The 19471-nt window shown below is 48.0% G+C and carries 19 protein-coding genes; 17 read left to right on the forward strand and 2 right to left on the reverse strand.

Annotation, left to right across the window (positions count from 1 at the left end):
• The first annotated feature begins 4 nt into the window (after positions 1-4).
• From waaF (M0R35_04380) to M0R35_04440, 13 genes are all read left to right on the forward strand, one after another.
• The gene (waaF, locus tag M0R35_04380) at positions 5-1036 is read left to right on the forward strand and encodes a lipopolysaccharide heptosyltransferase II (GenBank protein MCK9594894.1); all 1032 of its coding nucleotides are present in this window, start codon (positions 5-7) and stop codon (positions 1034-1036) included.
• Between the two features lie 11 nt (positions 1037-1047).
• Positions 1048-3075, forward strand: a complete 2028-nt coding sequence (gene waaF, locus M0R35_04385; protein MCK9594895.1) for a lipopolysaccharide heptosyltransferase II — start codon at positions 1048-1050, stop codon at positions 3073-3075.
• A gap of 183 nt (positions 3076-3258) precedes the next feature.
• The gene (gene gdhA / locus M0R35_04390) at positions 3259-4596 is read left to right on the forward strand and encodes an NADP-specific glutamate dehydrogenase (protein MCK9594896.1); all 1338 of its coding nucleotides are present in this window, start codon (positions 3259-3261) and stop codon (positions 4594-4596) included.
• A 190-nt stretch (positions 4597-4786) separates the two neighbouring features.
• The gene (locus tag M0R35_04395) at positions 4787-5227 is read left to right on the forward strand and encodes an Rrf2 family transcriptional regulator (GenBank protein MCK9594897.1); all 441 of its coding nucleotides are present in this window, start codon (positions 4787-4789) and stop codon (positions 5225-5227) included.
• A gap of 9 nt (positions 5228-5236) precedes the next feature.
• Positions 5237-6163: a cysteine synthase A gene (cysK, locus tag M0R35_04400; protein ID MCK9594898.1), complete on the forward strand. Its 927-nt coding sequence runs from the start codon at positions 5237-5239 to the stop codon at positions 6161-6163.
• A gap of 30 nt (positions 6164-6193) precedes the next feature.
• Entirely contained in the window at positions 6194-7003 is an 810-nt protein-coding gene (gene thiM / locus M0R35_04405; protein ID MCK9594899.1) for a hydroxyethylthiazole kinase, read from the forward strand.
• Positions 7004-7020: 17 nt separating this feature from the next.
• Positions 7021-8022 carry a [FeFe] hydrogenase H-cluster radical SAM maturase HydE gene (hydE, locus tag M0R35_04410; GenBank protein ID MCK9594900.1) on the forward strand — a complete coding sequence of 334 codons (1002 nt, stop codon included), beginning with the start codon at positions 7021-7023 and terminating at the stop codon, positions 8020-8022.
• A complete protein-coding gene (mnmA, locus tag M0R35_04415; GenBank protein ID MCK9594901.1) occupies positions 8019-9128 on the forward strand; it encodes a tRNA 2-thiouridine(34) synthase MnmA in 1110 nt (369 codons plus the stop codon). The genes hydE and mnmA overlap by 4 nt, the downstream gene beginning before the upstream one ends.
• 130 nt (positions 9129-9258) lie before the next feature.
• The gene (locus tag M0R35_04420; protein MCK9594902.1) at positions 9259-9729 is read left to right on the forward strand and encodes an NAD(P)H-dependent oxidoreductase subunit E; all 471 of its coding nucleotides are present in this window, start codon (positions 9259-9261) and stop codon (positions 9727-9729) included.
• A gap of 4 nt (positions 9730-9733) precedes the next feature.
• Complete coding sequence (locus M0R35_04425; GenBank protein MCK9594903.1) at positions 9734-10096, forward strand: (2Fe-2S) ferredoxin domain-containing protein; 363 nt, start codon at positions 9734-9736, stop codon at positions 10094-10096.
• 2 nt (positions 10097-10098) lie between these two features.
• Positions 10099-11841 carry an NADH-quinone oxidoreductase subunit NuoF gene (locus M0R35_04430; protein MCK9594904.1) on the forward strand — a complete coding sequence of 581 codons (1743 nt, stop codon included), beginning with the start codon at positions 10099-10101 and terminating at the stop codon, positions 11839-11841.
• A 1-nt stretch (position 11842) separates the two neighbouring features.
• Positions 11843-13597, forward strand: a complete 1755-nt coding sequence (locus M0R35_04435) for an NADH-dependent [FeFe] hydrogenase, group A6 (GenBank protein MCK9594905.1) — start codon at positions 11843-11845, stop codon at positions 13595-13597.
• Positions 13598-13689: 92 nt separating this feature from the next.
• On the forward strand, positions 13690-14613 hold the full coding sequence (locus M0R35_04440; protein MCK9594906.1) for an NAD-dependent epimerase/dehydratase family protein: 924 nt from the start codon (positions 13690-13692) through the stop codon (positions 14611-14613).
• Positions 14614-14774: 161 nt separating this feature from the next.
• On the opposite strand, the gene M0R35_04445 is transcribed toward M0R35_04440, so the two are convergent.
• Together M0R35_04445 and M0R35_04450 are read right to left on the reverse strand one after the other, a co-directional pair.
• A complete protein-coding gene (locus tag M0R35_04445; GenBank protein ID MCK9594907.1) occupies positions 14775-15863 on the reverse strand; it encodes a protein-glutamate O-methyltransferase CheR in 1089 nt (362 codons plus the stop codon).
• A gap of 31 nt (positions 15864-15894) precedes the next feature.
• The gene (locus M0R35_04450) at positions 15895-16983 is read right to left on the reverse strand and encodes a late competence development ComFB family protein (protein ID MCK9594908.1); all 1089 of its coding nucleotides are present in this window, start codon (positions 16981-16983) and stop codon (positions 15895-15897) included.
• 190 nt (positions 16984-17173) lie between these two features.
• Between M0R35_04450 and M0R35_04455 the strand changes: the two genes are divergently transcribed.
• The 4 genes from M0R35_04455 to M0R35_04470 form a co-directional block, all read left to right on the forward strand.
• Positions 17174-17683, forward strand: coding sequence for a prepilin-type N-terminal cleavage/methylation domain-containing protein (locus M0R35_04455; GenBank protein MCK9594909.1), 510 nt, complete (start codon positions 17174-17176; stop codon positions 17681-17683).
• Positions 17680-18153, forward strand: a complete 474-nt coding sequence (locus M0R35_04460) for a type II secretion system GspH family protein (GenBank protein MCK9594910.1) — start codon at positions 17680-17682, stop codon at positions 18151-18153. The genes M0R35_04455 and M0R35_04460 overlap by 4 nt, the downstream gene beginning before the upstream one ends.
• Positions 18154-18172: 19 nt before the next feature.
• A complete protein-coding gene (locus M0R35_04465) occupies positions 18173-18676 on the forward strand; it encodes a type II secretion system GspH family protein (protein MCK9594911.1) in 504 nt (167 codons plus the stop codon).
• A gap of 9 nt (positions 18677-18685) precedes the next feature.
• The coding region (locus M0R35_04470) for a hypothetical protein (GenBank protein ID MCK9594912.1) at positions 18686-19471 on the forward strand (786 nt) is incomplete at its 3' end.

Below are 19471 nucleotides of genomic sequence, written 5' to 3' on the forward strand. Positions count from 1 at the left end.
TGAAATGAAGAATAAAGAAAAAATACTGATATTCAACGTCAACTGGCTGGGGGATGTCCTTTTCTCCACCGCGGTCATCCGGAACATTCGTTATAATTACCCGGATAGTTTCATAGCCTGCGTTATTCCCGGCAGATGTCAGTCTGTTTTAGAAGGCAATCCATACCTCGATGAGGTAATTATTTTCGATGAGAAAAAAGAGCACAAAGGGGTCTTGGCTAAAATAAAATTTGTCGCTTACTTGAGGGGTAAGAAATTCGACAGGATATTCCTTTTGCACCGGTCATTCAGCCGGCTGCTTATCGCGTTCCTGGCCGGGATACCCCGGCGCATCGGTTATTACACCGCTAAACGCGGCTTCCTTCTGACCCAAAAAATAACGCCGCCGGATATAAACAGCATGCACCGCATAGATTATTATTTAAATGTGATCGGGAAGTCGGGGCTGGAAGTCAAGGACCGGTTCACCGACTTCTTTGTCAGCGAAAAGGACCTGTTGCGGGTTAAAGAATTATTAGCCGGTTATGGCTTGACTGACAAGGACCTTTTGGTAGGGATAAACCCCGGAGGTAACTGGGGCCCTAAACGCTGGCCAAAAGAATATTTCAGTTGTTTAGCCGACCGGTTGATCGAAGAATTATCCGCGAGGGTGCTTATTACCGGCAGCCAGAAGGATCTCGCTTTGGCTGAGGAGATCCGCTCAAAGATGAAGAATAAGCCGGTTATAGTCTGCGGCCAATTAAGCATCAAGCAGTTCGCCGGCCTGGCGAAAAGGCTGGATTTGTTTATCAGCGCTGATTCCGGCCCTTTGCATATCGCCAACGCCGCAGGCGCGAAGAAAATTATAGGCCTTTTTGGCCCCACCGATACCAAAATAACCGGGCCTTATCCGCCGGATAACGCGGTCATTTTGCAAATAAATGCAGGATGCGTTATACCTTGTTACAAAGTTGATTGTAGGGATAACCGCTGTATGAAGGCCCTCACTCCGGATATGGTGATCTCCCGGGTAATGGAGATATTCCCGGCTCCTTAAATATTACTGATATGGCCAAGATAAATAAAATCTTATTTGTTACCCTGAGCAATATCGGCGACGCGATTTTGACTCTGCCGGTCATCGATAATCTGAGATTGGCTTATCCGCAGGCTCAAATAACCGTGTTATCCGGACCGCGCCCGGCTGAGATATTCAGGGATAACCCTAATATCAAGGAACTGGTGGTTTATGATAAGCATGCCGGGCTCAAAGAGAAGATCCGGATATTGTCAGGTTTCTATCAGGCAGGATTTGACCTGGTTGTGGATCTGCGTAATAGTATTTTCGGCTTTCTTGTCCCGGCCAGGTTTAAGACGCCGTTATTTTCAGGTATCCCCGCGGATATAAAACATATGCAGGCAAGGCACCTGTTTAAGATAGAAAACTTTAAAATACCGCAGCCGCAGGCTGGCGCCGGTGAATATGGGTTTTTAAACATTCCCTCTTCTGACAAGGCATACATCAAAGGCGTTTTAAGCAATAATAACATAAAAGAGCAGGATAAGATCGTAGTAGTTTCCCCGGGGGCAAGAAGCCATATTAAGCGCTGGCCCAGGGAAAGGTTCGCGGAATTATGTTCCGACCTGATCCAAGAGTTCAATGCCAAATTGATCCTGGTAGGGGACAGTCAGGATATCCCTATAAATAAATATATACGGGATAATGTAAAAACCCCGGTCATTGACCTGAGCGCAAAGACTACGATCCGCCAACTCGCGGTTTTGTTGAAGAAGGCGAGAGTCCTTATCACCAATGACAGCGCGAATATGCATCTGGCCAGTTATTTGAATGTTCCGGTAGTGGCTGTTTTTGGTCCGACGGATGATGAGAAATACCGGCCATGGTCGGATAATTCGTTTGTGGTTAAAAAGGAGCTCTTTTGCCGCCCCTGCCGCAAAGCCCAGTGCGCTTCCGGCGACCTTCTATGCATGAGCCTGGTGCGGGTAAAGGATGTTTTGAATAAGGTGCGAGATGTTTTGACCACCGCTTCCGAAACTTTGCTGTCCGGCCAGCGCCAGAATTTTAAACGCATCCTGATCTGCCGCACGGACAGGATAGGCGATGTTATATTATCCACGCCCGTGGTTGCTGCTTTGAGAAACGCTTATCCGTCGGCTTATATCGCTATGATGGTCCGGCCGTATACTAAAGATATCGTTCAAGGCAATCCTGATTTGGATGAGGTCATAATTTATGATAAAGATATCCTGGAAAAGAACGGTCTCAGGTTTCTGAAATTCGCTAATTCCGTCCGAAAGAAAAAATTTGATCTGGCACTTATCCTGCATCCGACCAATATGATACATTTATTGGCCCTTTTAGCTGCTATACCTGTCAGGGTAGGTTATGACCGCAAATCGGGCTTTTTGTTGACCCGGCGTATTCCCCACCTTAAGCATTTAGGCCAGAAACATGAGATGGAATATACCTTGGATATGATCAGGGCTATCGGCATAGAGCCGCGGGATAAGGGGCTTTTTGTTTCGGTTAGCCCGGATTCGGAAGAATGGGTTGAAGAGATGTTTCGGGAGAAAGGGCTGAGCAGCCAGAATAAGATATTAGCATTGCATCCCGGGTCCAGTTGTAAGTCCAAGATGTGGCCGGCGGAAAGGTTCGCCCAAGCCGCCAGGGAATTGTCCAGGGTAAAGGGTTTTAAGGTATTGATATTAGGCAGCCCGCAGGAAAAAGAGTTGGCGGCAAATGTCAATAAGCTGTTAGACGGGGAGGCGATCGATCTTTCCGGGACAACCATAAGCCAGGATATAAGTATCCTGAAAAGGTGCGCTTTATTGATCACTACTGATTGCGGGACAATGCATATGGCTTCAGCTTTAAACGTGCCACAGGTGGTGATCTTCGGCAGGAACCAGCCGGGGTTAAGCGTATCGCGCTGGGGGCCTACTGGAAAGAATTCCCGGGTATTGCATAAAAAGGCCGGTTGTTCGGAATGCCTGGCCCATGACTGTAAAAAAGATTTCGCCTGCCTGAAGGCGGTCAGCGTAAAGGATGTCCTGGCCGCTGTTGAGTCGTTATAGGCCAAGAAAAAATATTGACAAGATAAGACCGGGTGGTATACTAAAAATGAATATTAAGTAAAGGGATTAAAGGACAAGGACGTCCGTCAATCTTAGACGGAGTCCTTTTTTTTTGGCTTGCCGTGCTTAAAAAACAGGCGATAATCGCCGGTTATTATGACAACGGCGAAAAAGGAGGAAAGGATGTCAAAGCGGATCGAAGAGTTTATGGCAGGGGTTATCGCTAAGAACCCGGGCGAGACCGAGTTTCACCAGGCAGTGCGCGAGGTCGTGGAATCAGTAATGCCTTATGTCGAGGCTAACCCGAGATACCAGAAAGCAAAAATCCTGGAAAGGATAGTTGAACCGGAAAAAACGGTGATCTTTAGGGTCCCTTGGTGCGATGATAAAGGCGAATTCCAGGTAAACCGGGGGTTTCGTATTCAGATGAACAGCGCTATCGGCCCTTATAAAGGAGGGATACGCCTTCATCCCAGCGTTAACCTTGGCATATTGAAATTCCTGGCTTTTGAACAGGTATTTAAGAACAGCCTGACTACTTTACCTATGGGCGGCGCCAAGGGCGGTTCAGATTTCGACCCTAAAGGTAAATCCGATAACGAGGTGATGCGTTTCTGCCAGAGTTTTATGACCGAACTGCAAAAGCATATCGGCCCGGATACCGATGTCCCTGCCGGAGATATCGGCACAGGCGGACGCGAGATCGGGTTTATGTTCGGCCAGTATAAAAGGTTGCGCAATGAATTTACCGGTGTGCTTACCGGCAAAGGCCTGAATTGGGGCGGCAGCCTGGTTCGTCCGGAAGCTACCGGTTACGGATGCGTTTATTTCGCCCAGGAGATGCTCAAGACCAAAGGCGAATCATTGAAGGGGAAAGTCTGCGTGGTTTCCGGTTCAGGCAATGTCGCGCAGTATACGGTTGAGAAACTTTTGCAGCTGGGGGCTAAACCGGTCACGCTTTCCGATTCCACCGGATATATCTATGACCCGGACGGGATCAGCGAGCAGAAACTGAGATTCGTGATGGAGCTTAAGAACGTAAAACGCGGCAGGATCAAGGAATATGCCGATAAATACGGCTGCAAATACTTTGAAGGCAAAAAACCCTGGGATGTTAAATGCGATATGGCGTTTCCCTCAGCGACCCAGAACGAGATCAATGAGGCTGATGCCAAGAAGCTGATAAAGAACGGATGTCTCTGCGTGGCTGAAGGCGCGAATATGCCTTCTACCCCGGAAGCGATCGCAGTATACCAGGACTCCAAGATACTTTACGCGCCTGGTAAGGCCTCGAATGCCGGCGGCGTAGCCACCTCAGGCCTGGAAATGTCCCAGAACAGCCAGAGGCTGTCCTGGACCAGGGAAGAAGTGGATGAGAAGCTGCATCAGATCATGATCAGCATCCATGAATCCTGCGTTAAATACGGAAAAGAAGGAAAATACATCAACTATGTCAAGGGCGCGAATGTGGCTGGATTCGTTAAAGTCGCTGACGCCATGCTTGATCAAGGTTTGGTGTAATCGCGGTTAACAGCTAAGATAAAAGGGCGGGTTTCTACTCTAAAAACGTTTCCTTCGGGAAATGTAGGTTAGATCAGGAGCCCGCTCTTTTGTTTTATGCGGTTAAAAATAAATACTTGACAAAATAAAACTATATGTTATATTCTACCAAAGTGATAGAGATAGTAGAGATTAATCGGGAGAGATGAAAATGCTTAAATTATCGACTAAAGGAAGATATGGAGTTCGGTTAATGCTGGATCTGGCTCTGCATTTCGGCAAAGGCCCGATCTCGTTGAAGGATATTTCCAAAAGGCAGGAGATCTCCGAGAAATACCTGTGGCATTTGATCCCCCCGCTGAAGAATGCCGGTTTGGTCACTGCTACGCGCGGCGCGCATGGAGGTTATATATTAGCGAAACCAGCTTCGCAGATCAATCTGCAGGAGATCGTTTCTCTATTAGAAGGTCCTATGCGCCTGGTTGAATGCACGCAGGATCTGGGCGCTTGTAGACGTTCAAATAACTGTATTGTTCGGGACATTTGGACTGAGGCAACGGATAAATTTTTAGATATTTTGAGTTCTTTTACTCTAGAAAGCATTATAAAAAGGCATAACGGCAGATTTGAGGCGGTAGTATATAATATATAAGGAGGGTTAATGGCAAGGATATTCGCAGATATCACTAAAACGGTTGGAAATACTCCTTTAGTAAAGTTAAATCGTATAACTGAAGGATCGGCGGCAGTTATTTTGGCAAAGATCGAGTCATTTAATCCTTTGTCCAGCATAAAGGACCGCATAGGGGTAGCGATGGTGGAAGACGCCCAGAGGAAAGGCGTTCTTCGCAAGGATTCCGTGATCATCGAGCCGACTAGCGGTAATACCGGGATTGCTTTGGCTTTTGTGGCAGCGGCAAAGGGATACCGGCTGATCCTAACGATGCCGGAGACTATGAGTATAGAAAGGCGGAGATTGTTGTCTATCCTAGGGGCTGAAGTAGTTTTGACCTCCGGGGCAGAAGGAATGACCGGGGCAGTAGAAAAAGCGCAGGAATTAGTGAAAAAAACTCCAGGAGCAGTTATGTTGCAGCAGTTTTCTAATTCGGCTAACCCGGCTATTCATCGCAAAACTACGGCCGAAGAAATATGGAAAGATACTGAGGGTAAAGTTGATATTATTATCGCCGGAGTCGGAACCGGAGGGACGCTAACCGGGATCGCGGAAGCCCTTAAAAAGAGGAAGAAGGGCCTTAAGATGATCGCTGTAGAGCCGGATAACTCCGCGGTATTATCAGGGGGGACTGCCGGGGCGCATAAAATACAAGGGATAGGCGCTGGGTTTATCCCGCAAGTTTTGAACAGGGGGATTATAGATGAGGTCATCCGGGTCAAGGATGAGGATGCGGGGATCACCAGCCGCAGGCTGGCAAAGATGGAAGGCATTCTTGTAGGTATTTCCAGCGGCGCGGCGACCTGGGCAGCGTTAGCGGTCGGCAAAAGAAATGAAAATAAAGGCAAGGTTATTGTGGTAATATATCCTGATACAGGTGAAAGATATTTATCTGCCGATTTTTTTAATGAATAATTAATTGTCGGACGTTCAGGGAAAGGGTGAATGGTGACGAGCAATAAGATCGATATTTACGGGTTGTTGGAAAAGGTGCGCGAACAAAAGCCTATAGTGCATCATTTGACCAACTGGGTGACTATTTATGACTGCGCCAATGTGGTCAAGGTCTTTGGAGCTTCTCCGGTAATGGCCCATGCCAAAGAAGAGGCTGACCAGATGGCGGGTATCGCTTCGGCGCTGGTATTGAATATCGGAACCCTGACCGTGGAATTGGTGGAGGCAATGAAGATCGCCTGCGCTGGCGCGAACAAGAAAGGCATTCCGGTTGTGCTGGATGCCTGCGGAGCGGGGGCTACGCAGCTGCGCGATAAGAGTTGTTTTGAATTGCTGGATGAATGTAAGATAGATATCATAAAAGGAAATCCCTCGGAGATCGCCAGGATCGCCGGTGAGGATGTAAAGACAAAAGGCGTGGATTCAACTGATATCCGGGCGGACCTGAAACAATTAGCCGTAAAACTCGCTTTACAGCGCGGCTGCACTGTGGTTATCACCGGCAAAGAAGATATTATTACCGACGGCAAAAGAACATTTGTCGTCAAGAACGGTGATCCGTTGATGGCGGATATTGTCGGTACGGGTTGTATGGCTGCTTCGGTTATCGGGACGTTTGCAGCGGTTGAAAAAGATCCGGTCCTGGCAGTGTCTGCAGGGCTGGCTTGTTTTGAGATCGCCGCTGAATGCGCGGCTAAAAAGGCCAAAGGCCCGGGGTCGTTCAAAGAAGCGCTTTTTGACTGTATTTATAATTTGGATAAGAAAACCCTAGATACTAAGCAGAATATTTTTACGGCCTGAAACAGGTTTTTTTGAATATGTTACTGACAAAAGAACAGGCAGTCGGGTTGCTTTTAGATACCGATAAAAAAACGGTCGCCGGGTTATTCAGGCAGGCGGATGCTACCCGCAGGAAATATGTCGGAGACCAAGTCCATCTGCGCGGGCTTATTGAATTCTCCAATTATTGCCGTAAGGATTGCCTGTATTGCGGCTTGCGCAAGAGCAACCGCAAGCTGCGGCGGTACCGTATGGGGCTGGGGGAAATATTCGCGGCAGCTCAAAATGCTGCCGGCCTTGGTCTGCGTACTATCGTGCTGCAATCCGGAGAAGATCCGCAGTATAAGTCAAAAGAGTTGTGTTTGCTCATTGAGAAGATCAAGAAACTGGATGCGGCGGTTACTCTTTCAGTGGGGGAATTGACTTTTAGCCAATACAAACAGCTGAAGTCCGCCGGGGCTGATCGTTATCTGCTTAAATTTGAGACATCCGATCCGCAACTGTATAAAAAACTACGGCCGGGGTGCGTATTCTCCGATAGACTGCGTTGTTTAAACCAGCTTAAAGAGCTGGGTTATCAGGTCGGTTCAGGGATAATGACCGGTCTGCCCGGCCAGACTATCGGCAGCATTGCCGACGATATTTTTATTTTTAAGGACCTGGAGCTGGATATGATCGGTATCGGGCCGTTCATACCTCATCCAAATACGCCTTTGGCCAAAAGCCAGGGGGCAAGCCTGGAACAGGTATTAAGGGCTGTTGCATTAACGCGTATTGTTACTAAATATACCCACATACCCGCGACTACGGCCACAGGAACGATCGACAGCCGGGGCCGGCAAAAGGCATTGCAGTGCGGAGCGAATATCCTTATGCCCAATGCCACGCCGCTTAAGTACCGTAAGCTCTACAAGATATATCCGGATAAGATATGTTTAAGCGATGATGCCTTTAAATGCCGGGGATGCGTGAAAAAAATGGTTTTATCGCTGGGCAGGAAGATCGGTTCCGGACCCGGCCATAGTTTGAGAAAACGATGAAAAAGAAAGTTATGGTGGCGATGAGCGGCGGTGTGGACTCCTCGGTCGCCGCAGCTATCCTTAAGGAAAAAGGTTTTGAGGTTGCGGGTTTGACCATGTGTCTTGATCTGCCTGATGCCAAACATTCGGTGCAGCACCCTGCCCATTTGGATGGGCAGGGGTGCGCCTCTGCGCGACCTGCCTGTTGCGGGACGCAGGGGATCAGCGACGCCAGGCGCGTGGCTGATATTCTGGGGATACGGCATTATGCGTTTAGCTTCGGCAGGGATTTGCAGGAAAAGGTGATCGCGGATTTCGTGAAGCAGTACAGCCTCGGGGTTACCCCTAATCCCTGCGTGCGCTGCAATGAATTTTTGAAATTCGACGGATTATTGAAAAAGTCGATCGGCCTGGGAATGGATTATCTGGCTACCGGGCATTATTGCCGGATCAGCAGGTCAGGGAGCAAGTATTTTTTAAAGAAAGCGCTGGATAAGAACAAGGATCAATCCTATTTTCTGTACCGCCTGACCCAGGATAAAATAAGACGCATATTATTCCCTTTGGGCGGATTGACCAAAGATCAGGTGCGCGGCCTCGCTCAAAAGTACGGTTTGCCGGTCGCCGACAAGAAAGAAAGCCAGGAGATCTGTTTTGTCCCTGGGACTTACCGGGAATTTATTGAGGAGAAATTGAGAGGAAAATTCTCCCCGGGACCGATAAAGGACACGCAGGGCAAAGCCCTGGGAATTCATAAAGGCATTCCTTTTTACACCATAGGGCAAAGGGATAAATTGGGAATCGCCTGCGGATATCCGGTATATGTTTCTGTAATAGACAGACGGAAGAACACCATAGTCGTCGGCAGGAAAGAGGAATTGCTGAAAAGCAGGTTTTTGGTCAAGGATATCATTTATCCCGGATCATCTATCAGAAGAAAAAAACTGTTAAAGGTCAGGATCCGGCATCTTTCGCCTGAAGCGCCGGCTTCTGTCAAGCCCGCAGGCAGGAACGCCGAGGTAGAATTCAGAAAGCCCTGTTTTGCCATCACTCCGGGGCAGTCAGCTGTATTCTATGATAAAGATAAGGTGGTTGGAGGCGGGATCATCGCAAAAGTCCTATCCTGATATCCCCGGACCGGATTCGCTAAAAAATCAATAAAATGCTTGATTTTAGCGGAAATTGTGATATATTTTTACTTTCTGACCGTATTGCAAATCCCGGATAAAAAGCTGTCACAATAGAAAGATCTTTCAGATGGAAGATAAGAATATAATCGAGATCAAAAATTTAGTCGATAAGTGGAAGGACAAGGAAGGCAACTTGATCATGATCCTCCACGAGATACAGAACCATCACGGATACGTCCCCCGTGAGCTTTCTTTGGAACTTTCCCGGATGCTGGGTGTGCCGCTGGCCCGGATCTACGAAGTGATCACTTTCTACAATTTCTTTAAATTATCCCCTCCAGGTAAACACAGAATATCCGTTTGTCTGGGAACAGCCTGTTATCTTAAGGGCGCCGCTGAACTTATTTCCGAACTTAAAAGCTTTTTAAGCGTGGAAGAAGGCCAGACCACAAAGGACGGGTTGTTCCATTTGGACGTGGTCAGGTGCCTGGGATGCTGCGGTTTGTCACCGGTGATGATGATCGATGATAAGGTCTACGGCAAGGTCAAAAAAGCCGAGGTCATCGATATCATATCCAAATATACTAAAGAGGGCTGATCTTATGGCAAAATTTACCCCGGCAGACATAGACAGGATCAAGAGTGAGACCAGATCCCGGTCAAAGAATTGGATCAAGGTGGGTATGAGCACTTGCGGCGTCGCCGCCGGCGCGGATGAGGTATTTGCCGTGTTCTCCGAGGAGGTAAAGAAGCGTAATCTCCAGGTTGAGGTGAAGAAGTGCGGCTGTCTGGGTATGTGTTACGCCGAGCCGCTGGTTGAGGTAAATATCGAGGGGAGCCCCGCGGTTATCTACGGCCGGGTGAATAAAGAAGTGGCTATTAAGATAATGGAAAAACATGTCTGCGACAAGATGTTGGTCAATGATTATGTGGTTGAACTGGAACTTAAAGATCAAACCGCCTAACTATGTACACTAAGACAATACTATTAAAGGATACCGCGCTTTTTCAGGAGGACAGGACAAAGGAATTTTATACCACCCTGTTGAACCAGTTGCGCGAGGCCGGCCTGCATGACGAGGTTCAGGTGGTCAGGGTGGCGGATATCGGCGTGTATAACCGCGGCATAGTGCTAAAGATTCTGCCGGATAATATATTTTATGCCGATGTAAAAGAAGAAGATATCAGAAAGATAATCAATCAGACCATAAAGGCCCATAAGATAGTCGATGGCATTCATCTCAAGCATGAGGCTAAGCAGATAAGGATAGTTCTGCGCAACTGCGGAAAGATCAATCCTGAAAGCATCGAGGAATATATAGCCTGCGACGGGTACCAGGCGTTGAAAAAGATACTGACTGAATACACCCCGGAAAAGGCCATAGAGGAATTAAAAAAAGCAGGGCTAAGGGGCCGGGGCGGCGCCGGTTATCCTACCTGGATGAAATGGAAGTTCGCCCGGGGGGTTGTTTCAGGGGAAAAATTCGTTATCTGCAACGCCGATGAAGGCGATCCGGGGGCTTATATGGATCGCAGCGTCCTGGAGGGCGATCCGCATTCGGTCATTGAGGGTTTGATCATCGCGGCATTCACTATAGGCGCTTCCAAAGGGTATTTTTATATAAGGGCTGAGTATCCCTTGGCGGTTGAAAGGATACAGAATGCCATAAATCAGGCTTACGAGCATGGTCTTTTAGGAAAAGATATATTAGGGACATCTTTTAATCTGGATATTGAGATCAGGTTAGGCGCGGGTGCGTTTGTCTGCGGAGAAGAAACCGCGTTGATCGCTTCGATAGAGGGCAGACGCGGAACGCCCAGGCCGCGTCCGCCGTATCCCTCGGTAAAAGGTTTATGGGGTAAACCCACGGTAATTAATAACGTGGAGACCCTGGCCAATATACCGGTGATATTCGCCAAAGGCGCGGAATGGTTTAACCGTATCGGCACGCCGACTTCCAAGGGGACAAAGGTTTTTGCCGTGACCGGTAAAGTTAAGAACTCCGGACTGGTAGAGGTCCCTATGGGGATAACCTTAAGAGAGATAGTTTATGATATCGGCGGCGGCACGATCTCCAATAAACCGGTAAAGGCGGTGCAGACCGGCGGTCCTTCCGGCGGGGTTATACCCGTTGAATGCCTGGATACGCCTGTGGATTACGAAAACCTGCAGAAATTAGGCTCGATCATGGGCTCAGGCGGTATGATCGTCATGGATGAGGACGATTGTATGGTGGATATCGCCAAGTTCTACCTCAAATTCTGCGTTGAGGAATCCTGCGGTAAATGCGCGCCCTGCCGTATAGGCGGGACCCAGATGCTGGCTATACTTGAACGCATATCCGAAGGCAAAGGCAAGATCGAAGATATCGCTTACTTAAAAAGGATCGCCTTTGCCATGCAGAAGGCGTCGTTATGCGGGCTGGGCCAGACCGCGTCTAATCCGGTGCTTTCGACCATAAGATATTTCGAGGCTGAATATAAAGAACATATCTTGGATAAGAAATGCGCTTCGCATAAATGCGCTAACCTGGCCACTTACAGCGTAATTCAGGAGAAATGCAAGAAATGCGGGATGTGCCAGAAGAACTGCCCTGTGGACGCTATCCCCGGAAGCAAGGAAGAAGGATTTATGATCAAACAGGAAAAATGCGTCAAATGCGGCAGATGTTTCGAGGTCTGCAAATTCAAGGCGATCTTAAAAGGATAATATGGCTAAAGCGGTAAAGGCTAAAATAAACGGTATTCTCCTGACAGTCCCGGTAGGAACGACGATACTCGAGGCTGCCAGGGATGTGCAGATAAAGATTCCCACATTGTGCAAACATCCGGACCTGCCTCCGTCGGCTTCCTGCGGTATATGTATAGTAAAGGTAAAGGGCTCGAATAAGATGCTCAGGGCCTGTTGTACCCCGGTGGAAGAGGGCATGGATATCATCACTCATGACCCGGAGATCGTGGAGATCCGCAGGACGGTTATCGAACTGATATTATCAAATCATCCCAATGACTGCCTTAAATGCGGAAGGAATAACGATTGCGAGCTGCAGAAGCTGGTAGCGGATTTCGGGATCAGGGAAGAATCATTCGCCCAGTTCCTTAAGGACTTGCCTAAAGATAATTCGACCAATACCATAGTGCTGGAGCCCCAAAAATGCATACTCTGCGGCCGGTGCGTTGAAGTCTGCCAGGATATCCAGGATGTCTGGGCGCTGTCATTCCTGGAAAGAGGGATAGAAACAAGGATCTCTCCTGCCGGGGATATCCAGTTGGCTGATTCTCCGTGTGTTAGATGCGGACAGTGCGCGGCGCATTGTCCGACTGGAGCTATAGTTGAGAAAGACGAAGCCTCCAGGGTCTGGGAGGCTTTGCAGAATAAAGATAAATATTGCGTTGTGCAGATCGCGCCCGCGGTTAGGGTGGCGATAGGGGAGGCTTTTGGTTTCCCTGTGGGCGCTAATTTGACCAAGAAACTCTACGCGCTTTTGCGCAGGCTGGGTTTCAAAGCTGTATTCGACACCAATTTCGCCGCAGACCTGACTATTATGGAAGAGGCGAGTGAATTCGAGGAGAGGTTGCTTCTGGGAAAACGCCCGTTGCCGCTGATCACATCCTGCTGCCCTTCTTGGGTAGATTATATGGAGAAGTTCCATACGGATATGATCGACAATTTCTCTTCCTGTAAATCCCCGCATGAGATACTGGGGGTATTGTCCAAGACCTATTACGCCAAGAAGAACAATATCGACCCGAGCAAGATATTCATGGTTTCGATAATGCCCTGCACCGCTAAAAAATATGAGATTACCCGCAGCGACGATATGTTCGCCTCGGGCCTGCAGGATGTCGATGTGGCTTTGACCACCCGTGAATTGGCCAGGATGATCAAGCAGGCGGGCATAGATTTTAATTCCCTGCCGGATGAAGAATCGGACAGCATCCTGGGGGAATATGCCGGAGCGGGAGTTATTTTCGGGGCTACCGGCGGGGTAATGGAAGCCGCCTTAAGGACCGCGTATTATTTCATTACCGGCAAGGAATTGAACAAGGTTGAGTTTGAAAGCGTCCGAGGCCTGAAAGGCGTTAAAGAGACCGAGGTGGAGGTGGCTGGCAAAAAGATCAAGATCGCGATCGCCCACGGATTGGGTAATGTGGAATACGTTTTAAATAAGGTCAGGGATGCCAGGAATAACAATCAAGAACTGCCGTATCATTTTATCGAAGTCATGGCCTGTCCCGGTGGTTGCGTGGGCGGCGGCGGTCAACCGTATATGGTCACCGACGAATTGCGCATCAAGAGGGCTGCAGGGTTGTATCAGGATGACAGCGAAAAGCAGATCCGTTGTTCTCATCAGAACCCCTACATCAAACGTATTTACGAGGAATTTTTAGAGAAGCCGTTAAGCGAAAAATCCGAGAAGCTTTTGCATACAACATATAAAGCCCGGCCCACTTATCGCAAATGAAAACAGATCTGTAACGAAATAAAAGATGCGCCTGTTCCTGCAAGAACAGGCGCTTTTTTATTGTGTGGGTTTTACTGGAAGGAGATGGCGATTTGAAGATATTGGTCACCGGAGCTACCGGTTTTGTGGGCCAAAGCCTGGTTGAGGCGTTGAACAGGGAAAAACATCAGCTTTACGCGTTAGTCAGGAAAACGAGCAGCGTGGACGTTCTGAAAAAGAATAATGTCCGGCTGGCTTACGGCGATATAGCCGCGGGCGAAGGGTTAAAAGAGGCCTTAGGCCTTGGCTTCGACGCCATATACCATTGTTCCGGCCTGGTTGAAGACACTAAGTTAAAAAGATTGAGGGAAGTTAATGTCAAGGGCACGGAGAATATTTGCAGGTTAGCCCTGGAAGTAAAAGTACCCAGGTTCATCTATTTGAGTTCAGTCGCGGTGGTCAGCGGTAATCTTGATGTGCCGTTAACAGAAAACCTTCCGTTTAAAGCTACCAATAACTATGGAATATCCAAATTAGAGGCGGAAAAAAAGGTGATTGAATTCCGTAAGCAAGGGTTAAGGGCCGCGATAATCCGGCCGAGTATGATCTATGGGGAGGGCGAGCCGCATCTTTCGGGGCTGCTAATGCGATTGCTAAAGTTCCGGCTTTTGCCTATTGTTGACGGTGGTAATAATAAATTACACCTGGCGTATGTGAAGAATGTGGCGGCGGCCCTGGTTATGGCTCTGCATAATGACGCTTTTTTGGAGGGTTCTTTCTTTGTCGCCGATGAAGATGTCCTGACAGTAAAGGAGATATTCACGACCTGGAGCAAGGTAGTAGCCGGGGGCCCGCCTTTTCTTATGCCCCGCTGGATCACTCCGGCATTAACCGCTATTCCCGGTATAGGCAAAAAACTAAGTTTTTTCCTGAAAGACCGGGTATATGATATCTCCCGTATAAGATCTCTGGGTTACAAACCGGTGCTGGATACCCGTCAGGCGCTTATTAAAACCGCACAATATTGGAAGGGGTAGGGGACGGTTCCTCGTTAAATTACTCTTTGATATATAATAAGTTACAACGACGCTATTGGCAAATTTAGACGGCTATGAAAGAAATTACTGCGGCGCGAGTTGACAAATGCCTCAATGCAACTACTGTAACTGCAGATATCTATAAGCAGAGGAACCGTCCCCTACTTTTTGAGATAGATGCGCGCGCTGGCATCCACTTCTTCGAATTCCCCGGTCATTCTAGATGCCAGGTTTTCGGTTTTTCCAAGGACCAAATATCCTGGTAACCGCAGGCATTTGTGGAATTTGCCCAGGATATCTTCCTGCAGTTTTAGATCGAAGTAAATAAAAACATTGCGGCAGGTTATCAGATCGATATCCTTCAGGTTGATATCGGAAGTAAGATCCAGGTAGGAGTATGCGACCATGTCCTTTATCTCCTGGCGAAGCTGGTATTCCTGGTTGTTTCGATCCTGAAAATACCTGTTTAACTGCCCCGGGTTGATATTTACCAGGCTTTTTTTCGGGTAACATGCCTTTTGGGCGAAGTTGAGGCAGGCTCTATCCACATCCGTAGCCTGGATATGTATGCTGAAATTTTTAAGGTTTTTACCGAATAATTCAGCGATCATGATCGCCAGCGAGAATGGTTCTTCACCGTTCGCACAGCCCGCGGACCATATCCTCAGCGTATTTTCTCCGTTTTTATTCTTGATCCGTATTAAATTTTCCAAAAGATATCTTATAGTCACCCATACCGGAGGGTCGCGGAAGAATTCAGAAACATTGATGCACATGGTTTCAAACAATTTATCATACTCCGCCGGGTTCCGGGTCAGGAATTCCAGGTAAGCGGCGTAGGAATTCAATTGATTGGCGCGGATCCTTAGGGCCATACGCCTTTTTAAGATCTCGATATGGTAATGGCGCAGGTCCAGGCTGCGTTCCTGTAATATTCTATCCATTATTGACCGGAGCGTTTTATTGCGGTTTTCTTTGATTTCGTGCGGAGGGTCATTGCTTGTTTCATCGATGGATAGAGATATTGCGCGGGTAAAGGTGTTTTGGTGTTCTATTTTGATTTGATGGCTGAGCGCGCTAAGCTCTTGCGGGGGAATATCGGTAAATTCCGCCGGCAGACGGGATAATATTCTCTCCAGCATGTTTTTTTTACAGGCCGGGCAGGTGCAGATATCGAAACGCAGGTCCAGGACGTTGTTCAGCCGTTCGGCAATGAATGCCGAGTTATTTTTCCTGTTATTTTCAGGCATCCCTGGATAATAAGATGCGTAGCTATGCCGATCAGTCTTTTCTCTGATATATGCGCGCGTTGCCGTCTACCTCTTCGAATATTGTTTTTGCTTCCCTGACCAACGTCTCGGATTGCCCCATGATCAAGTATCCTTCCGGGCGGAGGGCTTTGTAAAACTTCATCAAAAGCTGTTCCTGCAGGCTGCGGTCGAAATAAATGAACACGTTGCGGCAGAAAACCATATCTACATCGTTCACCATTTCCGCGGAAGTAAGGTCCAGGTATCGGTAGGTGATCAGTTTGTTTATATCGTCTTTTGTCCGGTAGATATCCTTGTCCTGATTGAAATATCTATCCAGGTATTTTTTGCTTACGTTCTTCAGGCTGTCTTTGGCGTATTCGCCCTTCTCGGCGATCTTAATGCTTTTTTTGTCCACGTCGGTGGCAATGATCTCCACGCAGAAATTCAGGATATCCGCCTGCAGCAGAGAGAGCAGTTTTATGGCTATGGTATGCGGCTCTTCCCCATTGGCGCATCCGGCCGACCATATCCGGATAGTCTTATTGTTATTCCGGGTCTTCCTGCGGATCAGTTCCGCAAAAATTATTCTTACTTTTACCCAGACCGCAGGGTCGCGGAAAAACTCGGACACATTTATGCACATGACCTCGAACAGCTTTTCGTATTCTTCAGGGTTGCGTATAAGCAGCCTGAGATAATCCGGATAGTTATCTATATTGGTCGCGCGCATCCTGATGGCGACGCGCCTTTTTAACAGCTCCTGGTGATAATGTTTGAAATCCAAGCCTCGGTCTTCTTTTATTTTCTCAAGCAGAAGTCCGAAGGTCTGCATTTTGTCCTCTTTTATTTGATGCCTGGGGTTAAGGCTGATCGTGTCGATGGCGGCAATCACCGCGCGGGCGATCTCTGCCTGATGCTCGATCCGGGTCTGTTGGATCACCGTATGCAAAGCGCCTTGTTCAGTAGTTACATATTTAGCGGGGATGCGGGAGAGGATAAAAGCCAGCATGTCATTCTTGCAGGATTGGCAGGTGCAAATATCATAACGCAGGGTCAGGGCGTTATTTAAGCAATCCTTGGCAACATCTTCTATTATATTTTTTAATTTTGTGGACATGTCTCCGGGGAGTTATTAATTACGTTTACATTATAGCATAAATCAAAAAAAAGCAATATTTATTGCTGAAAATTTTTTTCTTGCTTTTTTTGGGAAAACTCTTAAAATATATTCAAATACCATTAACATATATCAGATAGTTTTTGATGTGTATTACCGAACTGATTGAAATAGCTGAAGATAAAATATTATGTCCGAAAAACGTTTTATTATTTTGGGATATAAAGGTTTTACGCTTATTGAAGTAGTTTTAGTCGTGGTTATCATGGGAATATTGGCGGGTTTGGCTATACCCCGGCTGAACAGTTTTTACGCTATAAAGTTGAGCAGTGCGGTGAAGAAAACAGTCAGCGATATCCGGTATATTCAGCGCAAGGCTCTGACTGATAGCACTAATTGTCGTCTGGTTTTTAATGCCGGCACCGACGCATATACGGGACAGGAAGAAAAGCCCAGGGGCAGCAATAACTGGGTCAGCGTAAATGATCCGTTTACCGGCCAGGCCCTCAACGTGAATTTTCGGACCGAGCCTCAATATGCAGGGATCGATATTTCCGGTGCCTCCTTTTTTGGATCGGCGACTTTACAGTTCAATTGGCAGGGGATACCCTTGGCCCCGGGTTCTGTAACGCTTTCTTATAAGGGCGAGAGTAGTATTTTGAGCGTAGCGAACAATACGGGATACGTGAGCGTGCAATGAGACGGCTGAACAACAGGGGATTGACGTTGATCGAGCTTATAGTGATCATTGTGGTGATGGGCCTGGCTATTCCGGCTTTGATCGCCAATCTGGCTACTATTACTTGGCGTTCAACGCAATCTCAGGCGATCGGCGATTCTTTATCTTATGCCCGCAGCCTGCTGGAGGAAATAAAGGTAAAGGACTTTTCCGATCCCGATGATCCGGATAATACGACTCTGGGGGTCAATGCCGACGATGTATATCCTAACTATAACGACGTAGATGACTATAACGGTTATAATGATACCCCGGCATCCGGATTCAGCCGCAGGGTCGCGGTTGATTACGTTAATCTCAGCTCTAATCAATGGTCGGATTCCGCCGACCCTACGGATTTTAAAAGGGTCAATGTGACGGTTTCTTCAAGCGCGGGTTTTTCGGGGAATATTACGCTGGAATATGTGGCCAGCGCTTATAAATTCTTTTAGCTTTTACGCGGGTGGCAGGTTGTTAAAGGTTGGAAAGTCAAATGGTGTCACGCTTATCGAACTGGTGGTTGTGATCGCAATAGCCGGGATCCTGGCTTACGCGTCATCGGCGTATATAAAACAGGTGGTGGACCTGTGGAGGATACTTAATTTCACCGGCGAGACGGTAACCCAAGGCAAAGACGCGGTAGGAAGGATGGTCAGGGAGATCCGGGAGGTCAATAACGAGACCTGCGTGTATATCGCCAATAACGCGGAATTCAGATTCCTGAACACCACCGGAAGCAGCATAGACTTTTATATGTCGAACAATACCTTGATGCGTAACAACGATAAACTGGCCGGGAATATAAATAACCTGACCTTCACGTATTTTAATGAAACCAGCTCGGTTATCAATTCCCCTATAGTCTCGCCGCAAAAAACCGATATACGCAGGGTCGTCATTACGGTCGGGGTCAGGGACGGGGAATTCGGCAGAACGATCACGGAGCAGGCTGTTCCGCGCAACCTGGCAAATTGACCTGGGCCTATGAACAAGAAAAACCGATCTAATTTTAAAGGGATGAGCCTGGTAATAGTGATCATGGCTATGGTGATACTTGGCTCTTTGGGTTGGACTCTGGCGGTCCTGCAATCGCAGAGTTTTCAGGCTAATGTCTCGGAAGTTGATTCGCAGAGGGCGCTGGATATGGCGGAGAGCGGCAGCCAATGGGCGTTATATCAACTCCTTTCGGATACGTCCTGGAGGCAGACCAGTGCGCTGCTGCATACGCTTTATCCCGGACAGTACGAGATAATCTGCCGTAACCCTACCGTCGGCGAAACAGGTGACGCTATCATTGAATCTACCGGATATTATCCCACCAAGGCCAATTATACCGCGATGCGCAAGATTAAACTGCTGGGGAAGCTCGGCAACTTTACCCATGGCAACCAGGTAGGCGTCCAAGTCGCCGGTATCTTTGATTGGGATAATGTTTCCACTTCCGCTATCCGGATAAATTGCGATATGGTCTGCGGACATTATGAAGGCAATGACTCCAATCATACCCTGGACCAGGCCCCTGACTTTCAGGTGCCGGTCACCAGCAGACGGCGCACAGTGATGATTGAGGGGACTATGCCTATGATCGATATAGAGGAGTATGAGGCCGCGGCTTCCGTCAGATACAACGTGGCCGCGGAAACCACGGTCTCCGGCGTGTCCGGAAATAAAACGGTATATACCAACACTGATTTCTTTAAGGCTGCCATGGTTGGCCAGGTCCTGCGCAATGTGACCTCCGGCACCTGGGATGATACGAATTGGGCGGTG

The organism is Candidatus Omnitrophota bacterium, assembly GCA_023227985.1.
Taxonomy (GTDB): domain Bacteria; phylum Omnitrophota; class Gorgyraeia; order Gygaellales; family Profunditerraquicolaceae; genus JALOCB01.